Consider the following 14,648-nt stretch of genomic DNA (forward strand, 5'->3'; position numbering starts at 1 on the left):
GGGAACGAAGAACGGGCGGGCCCGCCGGTTCCTCGCTCCCGGCGCCGCGTTGCTAGTTCCTCGCGCTCGACTCGTGCACCGCCGCGACCAGCGCGGCGACGTGCTCGGGCGCCATGTCCGGCGACAGGCCGTGGCCGAGGTTGAACACGTGGCCTTCGCGCGAGCCGCCGTTGCCGGCGGCGTAGGCGTCGAGCACGCGCCCGGCCTCGCGCCGGATCGCCTCCGGCTGCGCGTACAGCACCGCCGGGTCGAGGTTGCCCTGCAGCGCGACCCGGCCGCCGGTGCGGCGCGCGGCCTCGCCCAGGTCCACGGTCCAGTCCACGCCGACCGCCTCGGCGCCGCTCGCCGCCAGTTCCTCCAGGTAGGGGCCGTTGCCCTTGCCGAACAGGATCAGCGGCACGCGTTCCTCGCCGCGCGGCAGTTCGGCGGCGATGCGCGCCAGGTAGCGCAGGGAGAACTCGCGGTACATCGCCGGGCCGAGCACGCCGCCCCAGGTGTCGAACACCTGCAGCGCCTGCGCGCCGGCGCGGCGCTGCGCGTCGAGGTAGGCGATCGTCGCGTCGGTGACCACGCCGAGCAGCCGGTGCAGCGCCTGCGGGTCGTCCAGCGCTAGCGACTTGATCCGCGCGTAGTTTTCGCTGGCGCCGCCCTCCACCATGTAGCAGGCGACGGTCCACGGGCTGCCGGCGAAGCCGATCAGCGGCACCGCGCCGTCCAGCTCGCGGCGGATCGTGCGCACCGCGTCGGTGACGTAGCGCAGCTGGCGCTCCACGTCGGGCACCGCCAGCCGCCCGATGTCGGCGCGGCTGCGCACCGGGCGCTCGAACTTGGGCCCTTCGCCTTCGACGAAGTACAGCCCCAGGCCCATCGCGTCCGGCACGGTGAGGATGTCGGAGAACAGGATCGCCGCGTCGAGCGGGAAGCGGCGCAGCGGCTGCAGGGTCACCTCGCAGGCCAGTTCCGGGTTCTTGGCCATCGCCAGGAAGCTGCCGGCCTTGGCGCGGGTGGCGCGGTACTCGGGCAGGTAGCGGCCGGCCTGGCGCATCAGCCAGATCGGGGTGCGGTCCACCGGTTCGCGGCGCAGGGCACGGAGGAAGCGGTCGTTCTTGAGCGGAGCAGGCGTCATTCGGTCACCAGGAGATCGCGTGCGGGCGCGGCCGCGCACGGGCGGAAGCGGTCCCTCGCGGCGCGTGGGACGACGGAGGCTCATTTCGGCAGGTCGGTACCCTGCGCGAACACCAGCTGGAACCCGCGCTTGAGCTGCTGGTCGCGGGCCTGTTCGAGTGCGGCCAGGGCGCTGGCCTGGTCGAGGAACTGCTCGCGCCGCAACGTCGTGCGGCCGCCGATCTGGCCGCTCTCGCGCACCAGCGTCCAGCCGCCGAGCAGGTCGGGCTGCAGCATCAGTTGCACGAAGCGCGGGGCTTCGTGGCCTTGCGGCCGTTGTTGCAGGAGCAGTCGCATGAGGCGGCCATTGTAGCCGTTGCCGCCGCCGCGCCGCGGTCAGCCCTGCAGCACCGCCAGCACCGCGTCTTCGGGCACGCCGGACACGATCCGCGCCTCGCCGACCCCGTCCCACAGGATGAAGCGCAGCCCGGCGGCTTCGGCCTTCTTGTCCAGGCGCATGCGCGCCAGCAGCGCCTGCGGGTCCAGGCCCGCGGGCAGGTCGGTCGGCAGGCCGAGACGCGCCAGCAGCGCCCGCAGCCGCTGCGCGTCCGCCTCGCTGCCGCGGCCCAGCGCCGCCGACAGGCGCGCCGCCAGGACCATGCCCACCGCCACCGCTTCGCCGTGGTTGAGCGCCCGGCTGCCGGCGCCGGCGTAGCCCTGCTCGGCTTCGATCGCATGGCCGAAGGTGTGGCCGAAGTTGAGCAGCGCGCGGTCGCCGTGCTCGTAGGGGTCGCGCGCGACCACCTCGGCCTTGTAGCGGCACGAGCGCGCGATCGCCTCGCTCAGCGCGGCGTCGTCGCCGCGCAGCAGCGCCTGCGCGTGATGCTCGAGCCAGTCGAGGAACGAGGCCTCGAAGATCGCGCCGTACTTCACCACCTCGGCCAGGCCGGCGCGGCGCTCGCGCTCGGGCAGGGTGCGCAGGGTCGCGGTGTCGGCGATCACCGCGCGCGGCGGGTGGAACGCGCCGACCAGGTTCTTGCCCTGCGGCAGGTCGACGCCGGTCTTGCCGCCGACCGAGGAGTCGACCATCGCCAGCAGCGTGGTCGGCAGCTGCAGCACGTCGATGCCGCGCATCCAGCAGGCCGCGGCGAAGCCGGCGAGGTCGCCGACCACGCCGCCGCCGAGCGCGACCACGGCGGCGTCGCGGGTCGCGCCGAGCGCGGCCAGCGCATCGAGGCATTCGAGGAAGCGGGCGAGGGTCTTCTCGCGCTCACCGGCCGGAATCACGAAGCGGGCGACCTGCACGCCGGGCCGCGCGGTGCGCAGGGTCGCCTCCACCCGGTCGGCGTAGAGCGGCGCGACGTGGGCGTCGCTGACGATCAGCGCGTGGCGGCCGCGCAGTTCGCGGGCGAAGCGCGGGGCGTCGTCGAGCAGGCCGGGGCCGATCGCGATGTCGTAGTGGCCGGCCTCGCCGCCGACCCTGACCGTGTGCAGTGTGCTCATGCCGATTGTCCGTCCTCGTGCGCTGCGCGCTCGCGCGTGCGCGCCAGTGTGGGGCGCCGCCAGTGAAGCTCGAGCAGGCGCGCCAGCCGCGCCGCGGCCTCGGCGGCGCTGCCGTCGCCGGTATCGAAGCCGAGGTCGGCGACCTCGGCGTACAGCGGCGCGCGCGTCGCCGCCAGTTCGCGCAGCACCTGCTCGCGGTCGCCGCGCGCCAGCAGCGGGCGGCTGCGGTCGTGCGCCAGCCGGCGCAGCTGGCGTTCGACGTCGACCTGCAGGTGCACGACGAAGCCCCCCGCGCGCAACCGCGCGCGGTTGCCCGCGTCCAGCACCACGCCGCCGCCGGTGGCCAGCACCAGGCCGTCCTGCGCCAGCGCCTCGGCCAGCGCGGCCCGTTCGCGCGCGCGGAAGCCGGCCTCGCCCTCGTGGGCGAAGATGGTCGGGATGTCGGCGCCGGCGCGGCGTTCGATCTCGCGGTCCAGATCGAGCGCGCGCAGTCCGTAGCGCTCGGCCAGCCGGCGCCCGATGCAGGATTTGCCGGCGCCCATCGGGCCCACCAGGATCAGGTTGGCGGCGGGGTTCATGCGCCGATTGTAGGCGCTGCCGCCGCGGCCGGCGCTGCGCGCGGTGGGCCTTACCGCAGCGGCCGCCGCCGGGCGTCGAGCGCCACGGTCCAGTCGGCGATCCCCGGCAGCGCGTGCAGCGCCTGGCGGCTGACCCGCTCGAACAGCTGGACGAAGCGCCCGACCTGCGCGCGCGTCATCGCCGTGCGCCGCGGCCGGGCCGCCTGCAGCGCGCGCTCCTGCTGCCAGCGCCATTCCGGCACGCACGCGAAGCCGGGCGGGCGCAGGAACAGCAGCCGGTCCAGGCGCGCCCACAGCGGCGGGTAGTCGCGGCCCAGGGCCTGGTTGCAATGGCGGCGCCAGGCGCCGTCCGGGTCCTCGTCGCGCTCGAGCGGATTGAGCGGCTCGCACAGGTCCGCCGGCGCCTGCGGCGGCGTCTTCAGGAACCAGCCCTCGAACAGCAGCAGATCCGCCGCGCCGACCCGCGGCCAGCGCGAAGGCGGCAGGCGCGTGTCGGCGAGCTTGTCGAAGCGCGGCACGCGCGCCGGCCGGCCGGCGCGCAGCGCGTCGAGCGTTTCGCAGGCCAGCGCGACCTCGTGCGTGCCCGGCGGCCCGCGCGTGGCCAGCAGCGGATGTACCGAGCGCGCCAGGCGCCGGCGCTCGCGCCGGCCGAGGTAGAAGTCGTCCACCGACAGTGCCGCCGCGCGCAGCCCGCGCGCGCGGGCCAGGGCCGCGACCTGGGCCGCGAGCGTGGACTTGCCCGAGCCCTGCAACCCGGCGATCGCGTACACGCGCGCGCCGTGCGCCAGGGCGTCTTCGAGCACGCGGGCGACGAAGGCGTCGTCGAAGCGGGTCGGGGCGGCGTCCACGAGCGGCGATGCTCGCACCATCGCCGTCGCGGCGAAAGCGAGCCGGGTGCGAAGCGGCAGGCCGCCGGAAGGCGCATGTCGCAGGCGCTGCGGCCGGGCCGGTGCGCGAGGCGTGCGTCGGAAGGCCCGCGAAGCCGCGCTCCGTCATGGGCGTTGTTCGCGCGCCCTCCGACGCGCGCCCGGACGGGGCTGCCGCGGCCGAAAGCGCCGGGTCGGGGGATGCGGCGGCCGCGGCAGCGGGCGACAATGGCGCGATGGACACGCCCGCCCTGCTCGACGAAGCCCTCGCCACCTTCGACCGCCTGTTCCGCGAGGCGGTGCGGGCCGGCGAGCCCGATCCGACCGCGATGACCGTGGCCACCGCCGGGCTGGACGCGCGGCCGTCGGCGCGCACCGTGCTGCTCAAGGCGCACGACGCGCGCGGCTTCGTGTTCTACACTCATCTCGACGGGCGCAAGGGGCGCGAGTTGCAGGCCAACCCGCAGGCCGCGCTGCTGTTCCACTGGCCGCGGGTGCGCGCGGGCGTGCAGGTGCGGATCGAGGGCGGCGTGGGCACGGTGTCCGACGCCGAGGCCGACGCCTACTTCGCCAGTCGGCCGCGCGGCAGCCAACTCGGCGCCTGGGCGTCGCGGCAGTCCGAGACGCTGGAGTCGCGCGAGGCGTTCGAACGGCGCTACGCCCAGGCCGAACGCGAGTTCGACGGCCGCGAGGTGCCGCGCCCGCCGCGCTGGACCGGGTTCCGCGTGCGCCCGGAACGGATCGAGTTCTGGTACGGCGCGCAGTTCCGCCTGCACGAGCGCTGGCTGTACGAGGCGGATGCCGCCGGCGAATGGTCGAAGCGGATGCTGTATCCGTGAGCGCGGGCTGGCGCATCCGCCGCGCCGGCCCCGGCGACGCCGAACCCTGGGCGGCGCTGCGCCACGCGCTGTGGCCCGATGCGGACCCGGGCGAATTGCGCGAGGAATTGCCTGCGCTGCTGCAGGACCCGCGTGCGGCCGCGTTCGTCGCCGTGGATGCGGACGGCGGGCGCCTGCTGGGCTTCGCCGAGGCGACGCTGCGCGCCGACTACGTCAACGGCACCGAATCCTCGCCGGTCGGCTTCCTCGAGGCCTGGTACGTGGCCGGCGATGCGCGCGGCCGCGGCATCGGCCGTGCGCTGGTCGAGGCGGTGGCCGAGTGGACCCGCGCCCGGGGCTGCACCGAGCTGGCCTCCGACAGCGCGCTCGACGACGGCGCCGCCCATCGCGCGCACCGCGGTTGCGGCTTCGAGGAGACCGAGCGCGTGGTGTATTTCCGCCGGCGCCTGGACTGAGCCGCGGCGCCCGCCGCGGCGCGCATGACACAATCGGCGGATGGGACCGCAACGCATCGTCTGCCTGACCGAGGAGCCGACCGAGGTGCTGTACGCGCTCGGCGCGCAGGACCGCATCGTCGGCATCAGCGGCTTCACCGTGCGCCCGCCGCGCGCGCGCAAGGAGAAGCCCAAGGTCAGCGCCTTCACCAGCGCGAAGATCGACGAGATCCTGCGGCTGCAGCCGGACTTCGTGGTCGGCTTCTCCGACATCCAGGCCGGGATCGCGTCCGAGCTGGTCCGCCGCGGCGTCGAGGTGTGGATCAGCAACCACCGCAGCGTGGCCGGGATCCTCGACTACGTGCGCCGGCTCGGCGCGCTGGTCGGCGCGGCGGCGGCGGCCGACGCCTACGCCGATACCCTGCAGCGCGGCCTCGACGCGATCGCGCGCGAGGCCGCGGCGTTGCCGCGCCGGCCCCGGGTCTACTTCGAGGAGTGGGACGAGCCGCCGATCACCGGCATCCGCTGGGTCGCCGAGCTGGTCCGCATCGCCGGCGGCGACGACGTGTTCCCCGAGCGCGCGGCCGAACCCTTGGCGAAGCGCCGCATCCTCGAGGACCCCGACGAAGTGGTCCGCCGCGCGCCGGACATCATCCTCGGTTCCTGGTGCGGCAAGAAGTTCCGGCCGGAGAGGGTCGCCGCGCGTCCCGGCTGGGACGCGATCCCCGCGGTGCGCGACGGCCAGCTGCACGAGATCAAGTCGCCGATCATCCTGCAGCCCGGGCCGGCGGCGCTGACCGAGGGCGTGGCCGAGATCGCGAGGATCGTGCGCGCCTGGGCCGGACGGTGAGGCCGTTCACGTTCGGTTGGCCGGCGGATACCCTATCTTGACCGCCTTTCCGCCAGAGGATGCCCGTATGTTGCGCGAGTCGATGATCGCCCTTGCCCTGGTTCCGGCCCTGGTCGCGGTGCCCGCCGCGAGCGCGCGGGCGGGCGTGATCAGCACCCAGCAGGCGCTGTCCGCCGAGATGCGCCAGGCCAAGGAGACCCAGGTCCGCGCCGCGCTCGCGCGCGAGGACGTGCGCCAGGCGATGCTGCAGCTGGGCGTGAACCCGGCCGATGCCGACGCCCGCATCGCCTCGCTCAGCGACGCCGAACTGCTGCAGCTGGAAGGCCAGGTCGACCGCCTGCCCGCCGGCGGCGGCGTGCTCGCGGTGATCGGCGTGGTGTTCGTGGTGCTGCTGATCCTGGAGCTGGTGGGCGTCACCAACATCTTCAACAAGGTGTGAGAACGCGCAGGGGGCTGCGCGCGGCGGGGGCGATCCTCGCCGCCGCGCTGCTGGCGGGCTGCGCGATCAACCCGGCGTTGCGCGTGGCCGAGGCGGTGCCCGCCGCCGGCGTCGACCTGACCGGGCGGGTGCCGTTCCATCCGCAGACCGAATACCAGTGCGGGCCGGCGGCCCTGGCCACCGTGCTCGGCGCCAGCGGCGTGGCGGTTTCGCCGGCGCAGCTGGCGCCGCAGGTCTACCTGCCCGGACGCGAGGGCAGCCTGCAGCTGGAATTGGTCGGCGCCACGCGCCGCGCCGGGCGCATCCCGTACCCGATCGCGCCCGAGCCGCAGGCGCTGTTCGCGGAACTGCAGGCGGGCCGGCCGGTGCTGGTGCTGCAGAACCTGCTGGTGCGCACCGTGCCGCGCTGGCACTACGCGGTGGTCGTCGGCGCCGATCCGGCGCGCAACCGCGTGGTGCTCAACAGCGGCGAGCGCCGCGGCCTGCGCATGCGCGCGCCGACCTTCCTGCGCACTTGGGACTGGGCCGGGCGCTGGGGCCTGGTGGCGTTGCGCCCCGGCGAGTTGCCGGCGCACGCCGAGCCGCGCACGTACCTGGCCGCGGTGGCCGATTTCGAGGCGGTGGCGGGCGCGCCGGCGGCGTTGCCGGCCTATCGCGCCGCGCTGCAGCGCTGGCCCGAGGAGCCGCGCGTCCACCTCGCGCTCGGCAACCAGGCCTACGCCGCGGGCGACCGCGTCGCCGCCGCGCGCCATTACCGCGACGGCCTCGCGCATGCGCCGGGCGACCCGGTGCTCGGCAACAACTACGCCTCGGTGCTGGGCGAGCTCGGCTGCAAGCGCGAGGCCGCCGCCGCGCTGCAGGCGGTGCGCGACCCGGACGGCCGCTGGCGCGACGCGCTGCGGCGGACCCGGCGCGAGATCGACGCCGCCCGCGCCGCGCGCGGCGCCCCGTGCGCGGGGTTGGCGCCCGCCGCGCGCTAGCGGCGCCCCGCCGGGCGGCTCAGAAATTGCGCTGGAACCCGAAGCGCTCGCGGCGCTGCGGCGTGGCCACGGTGACCTCGAGGCGATAGCTGTCGCGCGGCGCGACCTCGAAGGTGCCGATGTGGTCGACGTACGCGCCCGAGCGCACCGGGCGCATCGCGATCGCCTGCCGCCGCCCCTGCAGGTCCACCGCGACCGCCGAGACCTCGCCGGCGGCGGTGGTTTCCTCGTGTCCGGCGACCCGGCGCAGCGCGACCATCAGCAGCGCGCGGTCGTCGCGGCGCCGTACCGCGTAGTCGCGCGCGACCGCCTCGCCCAGCGCCAGCGTCGGCAGTGCGTTGTAGTGCACGCGCAGGTCGCCGAAGTCGGCCTGCGCCGGGGCCGGCGGCACGAACTGCGCCGGCCGCGGCGCCTCCGCGGCGGTGCAGGCGGCGAGCAGGAGCGCGAGCGGCAAGGCGTGGAGCTTCATCGGCGGTAGCGGTCGGTTCGGGATCGGCGAAGGGCGGATCAGTCGTTCGCGGCGGACAGTTCCCGGCCGCGCGCGGCGGCGGCGGCGATCGCCTGCGCGACCAGCTCGCGGAACCCGCCGGCCTCGAAGGTTTCGATCGCGGCCTGGGTGGTGCCGCCCGGGGACGTGACCCGCGCGCGCAGGGCGTCGGCCGGTTCCTCCTGGCGCGCCAACATGGTCGCCGCGCCGAGCAGGGTCTGGGTCACCAGCGCGCGCGCGGCGTCCGCCGGCAGGCCCTGGGCGACGCCCGCGGCCTGCATCGCCTCGGCGAGCAGGAACACGTAGGCGGGGCCGCTGCCGGACACCGCGGTCACCGCATCCATCAGCCCCTCGTCGGCGATCGCCACGGTCGGCCCCGCCGCCTGCAGCAGCGCCTCCGCCTGCGCGCGCTGCTCGGCGGAGACGCGCGCGTTCGCGTACACGCCGGTGACGCCGGCGCCGAGCAGCGCCGGCGTGTTCGGCATCGCCCGCACCAGCGGCAGCGCGGCGCCGAGCCAGCGTTCCAGCTGCGCCGCGGTGATGCCGGCGGCGATCGAGATCGCCAGCGGCTGCCGTGCCTGCGCCAGCGGCGCCAGCTCGGCGCAGACCGCGCGCATCACCTGCGGCTTGACCGCGAGCACCCACAGCGATGCGTCCTGCGCGGCCTCGGTGGCGGTGGCGAAGCCGCGCACGCCGAAATCGCGCGCCAGCGCCTCGCGCAACGCGGCCACCGGTTCGGCCACGTTGATCCGCGCGCCGTCGAGGCCGCGCGCGACCAGCCCGCCGACCAGGCTGCGCGCCATGTTGCCGCCGCCGACGAAGGCGATGCGGCCGGGGGGAGCGACGGAGGACGGGGAGTTCGACATGGGCGCCTGCGGCTCGGGTTTTTCGCCAGGACAGGATAGCAATCGCGCCGCCCGCGCCCGCCGGGCTACGGCGCCGGATCGCCCGCGCCCGGCTCGCGCCGCCGGCGCGGCCCGAACAGCGCGGTGCCGATCCGCACCATCGTCGCGCCCTCGGCGATCGCCAGCGCGTAGTCGTCGCTCATGCCCATCGACAGCGTGTCGGCCCGCGGATGCGCCTCGCGCAGCGCGTCGAACAACGCGCGCATGCGGCGGAACGCGTCGCGGCGGCGCTCCGGCTGCGGGTGCGGCGCCGGGATCGCCATCAGCCCGCGCAGGCGCAGCGACGGCGCGGCGGCGACCGCCGCGGCCAGCGCCGGCACCTCCTCCGGGCGGCAGCCGTGCTTGCTGGCCTCGTCGTCGATGTTGACCTGGATCAGCACGTTCAGCGGCCGCGCCGGGTCGCGATGGCGCGCGAGCGCCGGCACCAGCTTGGGCCGGTCCACGGTCTGCACCCAGTCGAACAGCGCCGCCGCGTCCCGGGCCTTGTTCGACTGCAGGTGGCCGATCAGGTGCCACTCCAGGTCCAGCCCGGCCAGCGCGGCGCGCTTGGCCGCCGCCTCCTGGACGTAGTTCTCGCCGAACGCGCGCTGCCCGGCGGCGGCCAGTTCCGCGACGGCCGTCGCAGGCTGGGTCTTGGCCACGGCCAGCAGGCGCGGCGCCGGCCGCCCCGCCGCGGCGGCCGCGTTCCCGATCCGGTGCAGGGTCTCCCGCAGCACGTCTGCGCGCACGTCTCAATTCCCGTCGAAAAAGCTGGAAAGGGGGCAAGGGGAGGGGGCTATACTGCCGCGCAGGGGCCATTCCATCCAGTTTTCCGTTCCAGCAGTGCGGGGGAGCACGCATGGATATCGCCGAACTTCTGGCGTTCTCGGTCAAGAACAAAGCATCCGACCTGCACCTGTCGGCCGGCCTGCCGCCGATGATCCGCGTGGACGGCGACGTGCGCCGGATCAACATCCCGGCGCTGGACCACAAGCAGGTGCACGCGCTGGTGTACGACATCATGTCGGACAAGCAGCGCCGCGACTACGAAGAGTTCCTCGAGGTCGACTTCTCGTTCGAGATCCCGGGGCTGGCGCGCTTCCGCGTCAACGCGTTCAACCAGAACCGCGGCGCCGGCGCGGTGTTCCGCACCATTCCGTCGGAAGTGCTCAGCCTGGACGACCTGGGCTGCCCGCCGATCTTCCGCGAGCTGATCCAGCAGCCGCAGGGCCTGATCCTGGTGACCGGGCCGACCGGCTCGGGCAAGTCGACCACGCTGGCGGCGATGATCGACCACATCAACAAGAACGAGTACGGGCACATCCTCACCATCGAGGACCCGATCGAGTTCGTCCACACCTCGCAGAAGTGCCTGATCAACCAGCGCGAGGTGCACCGCGACACGCACGGCTTCAACGAGGCGCTGCGCTCGGCGCTGCGCGAGGACCCGGACTACATCCTGGTCGGCGAGCTGCGCGACCTGGAGACCATCCGCCTGGCGCTGACCGCCGCGGAAACCGGCCACCTGGTGTTCGGCACCCTGCACACCAGCTCGGCGGCGAAGACGGTGGACCGCATCATCGACGTGTTCCCGGCCGGCGAGAAGCCGATGGTGCGCTCGATGCTGTCCGAATCGCTGCGCGCGGTGATCTCGCAGGCGCTGCTGAAGAAGGTGGGCGGCGGCCGCACCGCGGCGTGGGAGATCATGGTCGGCATCCCGGCGATCCGCAACCTGATCCGCGAGGACAAGGTCGCGCAGATGTACTCGGCGATCCAGACCGGCCAGCAGTACGGAATGATGACCCTGGACCAGCACCTGCAGGACCTGGTCAAGCGCGGCCTGATCCTGCGCCCGCAGGCGAAGGAATACGCCAAGGACAAGCGCCTGTTCGAGTGACCGGCTTCGACCTACCGTTCAGGGCCGTGCAGCCGACGGCCGAGGAGTAGCTCATGAACACCCCCAGCAACGGCACCGGCGTCAGCGGTGGCCTCGACTTCACCTCGTTCCTCAAGCTGATGGCGCACCAGAAGGCGTCGGACCTGTTCATCACCGCCGGCATGCCGCCGTCGATGAAGGTCAACGGCAAGATCGCGCCGATCACGCAGGCGCCGCTGACGCCGCAGCAGAGCCGCGACCTGGTGCTCAACGTGATGACGCCGAGCCAGCGCGAGGAGTTCGAGAAGACCCACGAGTGCAACTTCGCCATCGGCGTGGCCGGGGTGGGCCGCTTCCGCGTGTCGTGCTTCTACCAGCGCAACCAGGTCGGCATGGTGCTGCGCCGCATCGAGACGCGCATCCCGACGGTCGAGGAACTGAACCTGCCGCCGATCATCAAGACGCTGGCGATGACCAAGCGCGGCATCATCATCTTCGTCGGCGCCACCGGCACCGGCAAGTCGACCTCGCTGGCGGCGATGATCGGCTACCGCAACCAGAACTCGACCGGCCACATCATCACCATCGAGGACCCGATCGAGTTCGTGCACAAGCACGAGGGCTGCATCATCACCCAGCGCGAGGTCGGCATCGACACCGAGAGCTGGGAGGCGGCGCTGAAGAACACCCTGCGCCAGGCGCCGGACGTGATCATGATCGGCGAGGTGCGCACCCGCGAGGGCATGGACCACGCCATCGCCTTCGCCGAGACGGGCCACCTGGTACTGTGCACCCTGCACGCGAACAACGCCAACCAGGCGCTGGACCGCATCATCAACTTCTTCCCGGAAGACCGCCGCCAGCAGCTGCTGATGGACCTGTCGCTGAACCTGAAGGCGATCGTGGCCCAGCAGCTGATCCCGACGCCCGACGGCAAGGCCCGGCGCGTGGCGATGGAGATCCTGCTCGGCACCCCGCTGGTGCAGGACTACATCCGCGATGGCGAGATCCACAAGCTCAAGGAAGTGATGAAGGAATCCGTGCAGCTGGGCATGAAGACCTTCGACCAGTCGCTGTTCGAGCTGTACCAGGCCGGCGAGATCAGCTACGAGGACGCGCTGCGCTACGCCGACTCGCAGAACGAAGTGCGCCTGCGCATCAAGCTGGCGCAGGGCGGCGACGCCAAGACCCTGGCGGCGGGCCTGGACGGCGTCGAGGTCGCGGAGCTGCGCTGACCGCGCCGGCCTGTCCCGCCCCGCGGGGAGGCGCGCTCAGGCGCCCCGCCGCCACGGCGGGTCGAGCGCGAGGATCCGCGCGTACGCCGGGCAGGTCTCGCGGTGCGCGCCGGGCAGGTAGCCCAGGCTCATCAGGAACTCGCCGACGATCTCGCCGCCGGTGAAGCGGAACGTGCGCTTGAACAGCTTCACCCACGAGGCCTTGTCGCGGCGGCGGCCGGCCTCGTCGGCCATGTTCGCGTCCAGCCATCGCGCGAAGCCGCCGTGCGAGTCGCGCAGGGCGCGGATCGCCTGGGCGTTGTGGATCGCGGCGTCGACCTTGAGCCGGTTGCGGACGACGCCGGGGTCGGCGAGCAGGCGCGCGCGGTCGGCCTCGCCGTAGCCCGCGACCGCGTCCACGTCGAAGCCGTGGTAGGCGCGGCGGAAGCCCTCGCGCTTGCGCAGCATCGTCTCCCAGCTCAGCCCGGCCTGGTTGATCTCCAGCACCAGGCGCTCGAACAGCGCGCGCTCCTCGCGCGCCGGGAAGCCGTACTCGTGGTCGTGGTAGGGGCCGTGCAGGGGATGGCCGGGGGCGTAGTCGCAGTAGCGGGGCATCGGGGCGGATCGCGTGGAGGGACCGTGGCGCCTCCAGCCTACGGGAGGGCGGGGCGGTCGGGCAGGGCCCTTCGCGCCGGACGCCCGCGTCGGAAGCCGGCGCCGCGCCCGGCGTGCCCGGGCGATGGGACGACAAACGGTCCGGCCCGGTCCCGCTCGGCCGGCGACGCACGGGGAGGCCGGCCGCGGTGGCGCATGCGCGCCGGCCGGCGCACCGCGCGACCGCGCGGGCAGCGGTCAGCGCCGCTCCGCCGCGTACTCGCCCAGCCCCAGCGTCGCGAGGCCCTGCTCGAAGCGGAGGTCGATCGGGATCTTCGCCGCCTTCAGCGTGGCCAGGTCGGCGGCCAGCGACGCCGGCACCGCGCCGAGGGATTCGCTCATGCGCCGCGCCTCCTCGTAGTCGCCGTCGCCCTGCACGGTCAGCAGCTTGGCGCCGAGCTCGCGGGCGGCGCTGCGCATCTTCCCCAGGTCGACGCGATAGCGGCCGTCGGCGTCGCGGACGAAGGCGCCGCGCCGGGCGAAGTAGTTGAAGCGCAGCATGTTGGCCTTGCCGTGGGCGTCGGACGCGCCGAAACGCACCGAGCGCAGGATGCCGGCGAGGAAGGTCACGTAGTGGTCCATCAGCTTGGCCTTGTCCAGCTCGCCCTGTGCGCTCAGCGCGTCGATCATGTACAGGCCGAGCACGTCGGCCTTGCCTTCCTCGAGGCTGGAGGCGTACTCCTTCAGCGCTTCGTCGACGGTGCCGCGCCCGTCCACGGTCTTCTTGATGCCCAGGCCGTGGGCGACCTCGTGGAACATCGTGTTGGCGAAGAACGCGTCGAAGGTGACGTGGCGCAGCTGGTCGCGGGCGATCAGGCGCTGCGCGATCGGCATCAGGATCGCGTCGAACTTCGCCTGCATCACGTTCTCCAGCTGCAGGCGGCGGGTGCCCTTGCGCAGCTGCACGTCCTCGTCGTTGGGCAGGTTGATGGCGATGGTCTTGGCGCCGGCGTTGGCGTCGCCGGCGTAGAACACCGCGCGGTAGGCGTTCAGATCGGCGTTCGCGCCCGGGCGCTCGGCCTTGTACTTGGCCGGCACCGGCAGGCCCTGCTGCAGCGCCGGCAGGAACTCGGCGAAGCGCGCCAGCTTCTCGCTCCATGCCTGGTCCTTGATCAGCACCAGCCCCTCGTACGCGGCCTTGTAGCCGTACAGGCGGTCGTCGTAGACCTCGATCGGCCCGATCACCACGTCGACCGGGTTGGTCTTCATGTCCATCCAGGCCAGGTCGCTGGCGCGGTAGTCGTCGCTGAGCAGGGCGTCGGCGCGCATCCGCAGGTAGGCGGCGAACGCGGCGTCGTCGCTGAAGCCGGCGGCCTCGCGCAGCAGCGCGGCGGCGCGTTCGAGCTGCGGCCGGTAGGCCTCGCGGTAGGGGACCGTCACCAGGCGGCCGGCCTCGCGCCGCAGCAGGGTGTAGGGCGAGGTCTTGTCCGGCAGCGGCGACGCCTCGAACTCCTCCTTGCTCATGTCGACCGGGTAGAACGCCGCGCCCGGCGGACGCGGGCCGACGTCGGGCAGCATCGGCGCGTCCTCGTTGAGCCGGTCCCAGGGGCCGTAGTTGATCTCGATCAACGTGCGCGCCGCCGCGTTCGGCGCGCGCGCCAGCAGTTCGGCGCGATCGCCGTTCCAGGACTGCCGCCAGAAGATCTCGTTGGTCACGTCGCAGGCCTGGATCAGTAGCGCGATCATGCGCCGGCCGCGCGCGTCGAAGCGCGACAGGTCGGCGCGCAGCGGCACGGTGGCGTAGTCGTGGGCGTGCGCGGCGGCGTAGTCGGCCGGGCTCTGCGGCGCGGAGGTGGTGGCCGTCGCGGTCGCCGCGGGGCCCGGCTCCCGCGCGCACGCCGCGAGCGCGGCGAGCAGGCAAGCGGCGCCCAGCAGGCGGAGCGGCGAAAAGCGCGGCGTGGGCATGGCGGCCTCGCGGGTCGGCGGCCCCCCATCGTACG

Annotated in this window: 17 protein-coding genes; 7 read left to right on the top strand and 10 right to left on the bottom strand. The window is 73.9% G+C overall.

The genetic code is table 11. The annotated features are described in order from the left end of the window. Positions 1-52: 52 nt before the first annotated feature. From hemE to EDC50_RS00795, 5 genes are all read right to left on the bottom strand, one after another. Positions 53-1,126 carry a uroporphyrinogen decarboxylase gene (gene hemE, locus EDC50_RS00775; RefSeq protein ID WP_123768577.1) on the bottom strand — a complete coding sequence of 358 codons (1,074 nt, stop codon included), beginning with the start codon at positions 1,124-1,126 and terminating at the stop codon, positions 53-55. An 80-nt stretch (positions 1,127-1,206) separates the two neighbouring features. Further along, complete coding sequence (locus EDC50_RS00780; RefSeq protein ID WP_123768578.1) at positions 1,207-1,461, bottom strand: WGR domain-containing protein; 255 nt, start codon at positions 1,459-1,461, stop codon at positions 1,207-1,209. Between the two features lie 39 nt (positions 1,462-1,500). Then, the gene (gene aroB / locus EDC50_RS00785) at positions 1,501-2,607 is read right to left on the bottom strand and encodes a 3-dehydroquinate synthase (protein WP_123768579.1); all 1,107 of its coding nucleotides are present in this window, start codon (positions 2,605-2,607) and stop codon (positions 1,501-1,503) included. Beyond that, entirely contained in the window at positions 2,604-3,185 is a 582-nt protein-coding gene (locus EDC50_RS00790; protein ID WP_123768580.1) for a shikimate kinase, read from the bottom strand. Before EDC50_RS00790 ends, aroB begins: the two co-directional genes overlap by 4 nt. Before the next feature lie 50 nt (positions 3,186-3,235). Then, entirely contained in the window at positions 3,236-4,033 is a 798-nt protein-coding gene (locus EDC50_RS00795) for a kinase (protein ID WP_123768581.1), read from the bottom strand. 254 nt (positions 4,034-4,287) lie between these two features. On the opposite strand from EDC50_RS00795, the gene pdxH reads away from it, so the two are divergent. The 5 genes from pdxH (at position 4,288) to EDC50_RS00820 (ending at position 7,593) form a co-directional block, all read left to right on the top strand. After that, positions 4,288-4,890, top strand: a complete 603-nt coding sequence (gene pdxH / locus EDC50_RS00800) for a pyridoxamine 5'-phosphate oxidase (RefSeq protein ID WP_123768582.1) — start codon at positions 4,288-4,290, stop codon at positions 4,888-4,890. After that, positions 4,863-5,345 carry an aminoglycoside 6'-N-acetyltransferase gene (gene aac(6') / locus EDC50_RS00805; protein ID WP_123768583.1) on the top strand — a complete coding sequence of 161 codons (483 nt, stop codon included), beginning with the start codon at positions 4,863-4,865 and terminating at the stop codon, positions 5,343-5,345. Before pdxH ends, aac(6') begins: the two co-directional genes overlap by 28 nt. Positions 5,346-5,385: 40 nt before the next feature. Then, positions 5,386-6,174, top strand: a complete 789-nt coding sequence (locus EDC50_RS00810; protein WP_123768584.1) for an ABC transporter substrate-binding protein — start codon at positions 5,386-5,388, stop codon at positions 6,172-6,174. 67 nt (positions 6,175-6,241) lie between these two features. After that, positions 6,242-6,613 (top strand): PA2779 family protein, encoded by a 372-nt coding sequence (locus EDC50_RS00815; RefSeq protein ID WP_123768585.1) that lies wholly within the window; start codon positions 6,242-6,244, stop codon positions 6,611-6,613. Then, entirely contained in the window at positions 6,610-7,593 is a 984-nt protein-coding gene (locus tag EDC50_RS00820; RefSeq protein WP_123768586.1) for a PA2778 family cysteine peptidase, read from the top strand. The genes EDC50_RS00815 and EDC50_RS00820 overlap by 4 nt, the downstream gene beginning before the upstream one ends. A gap of 19 nt (positions 7,594-7,612) precedes the next feature. Here the strand turns inward: EDC50_RS00820 and EDC50_RS00825 are convergent, their stop codons facing one another. The 3 genes from EDC50_RS00825 to EDC50_RS00835 all read right to left on the bottom strand — a co-directional run bounded on the left by EDC50_RS00825 (position 7,613) and on the right by EDC50_RS00835 (position 9,677). Further along, positions 7,613-8,062: a DUF4426 domain-containing protein gene (locus EDC50_RS00825; protein ID WP_123768587.1), complete on the bottom strand. Its 450-nt coding sequence runs from the start codon at positions 8,060-8,062 to the stop codon at positions 7,613-7,615. A gap of 38 nt (positions 8,063-8,100) precedes the next feature. Further along, positions 8,101-8,946: a pyrroline-5-carboxylate reductase gene (gene proC / locus EDC50_RS00830; protein ID WP_123768588.1), complete on the bottom strand. Its 846-nt coding sequence runs from the start codon at positions 8,944-8,946 to the stop codon at positions 8,101-8,103. 65 nt (positions 8,947-9,011) lie between these two features. Continuing rightward, entirely contained in the window at positions 9,012-9,677 is a 666-nt protein-coding gene (locus EDC50_RS00835) for a YggS family pyridoxal phosphate-dependent enzyme (protein ID WP_123769586.1), read from the bottom strand. Positions 9,678-9,823: 146 nt separating this feature from the next. Here EDC50_RS00835 and EDC50_RS00840 point away from each other — a divergent pair, with 146 nt between their 5' ends. Both EDC50_RS00840 and EDC50_RS00845 read left to right on the top strand, forming a co-directional pair. Then, the gene (locus EDC50_RS00840) at positions 9,824-10,861 is read left to right on the top strand and encodes a type IV pilus twitching motility protein PilT (protein WP_123768589.1); all 1,038 of its coding nucleotides are present in this window, start codon (positions 9,824-9,826) and stop codon (positions 10,859-10,861) included. 53 nt (positions 10,862-10,914) lie between these two features. Beyond that, on the top strand, positions 10,915-12,075 hold the full coding sequence (locus EDC50_RS00845; RefSeq protein WP_123768590.1) for a PilT/PilU family type 4a pilus ATPase: 1,161 nt from the start codon (positions 10,915-10,917) through the stop codon (positions 12,073-12,075). A gap of 36 nt (positions 12,076-12,111) precedes the next feature. Here EDC50_RS00845 and EDC50_RS00850 read toward each other — a convergent pair whose 3' ends face one another. Together EDC50_RS00850 and EDC50_RS00855 are read right to left on the bottom strand one after the other, a co-directional pair. Continuing rightward, positions 12,112-12,669 (bottom strand): DNA-3-methyladenine glycosylase I, encoded by a 558-nt coding sequence (locus EDC50_RS00850; protein WP_123768591.1) that lies wholly within the window; start codon positions 12,667-12,669, stop codon positions 12,112-12,114. Between the two features lie 237 nt (positions 12,670-12,906). Then, positions 12,907-14,613, bottom strand: a complete 1,707-nt coding sequence (locus EDC50_RS00855) for a dipeptidyl-peptidase 3 family protein (RefSeq protein ID WP_123768592.1) — start codon at positions 14,611-14,613, stop codon at positions 12,907-12,909. Positions 14,614-14,648: the final 35 nt, after the last annotated feature.

This window comes from Vulcaniibacterium tengchongense (genome assembly GCF_003814555.1).
Classification (GTDB): domain Bacteria; phylum Pseudomonadota; class Gammaproteobacteria; order Xanthomonadales; family Xanthomonadaceae; genus Vulcaniibacterium; species Vulcaniibacterium tengchongense.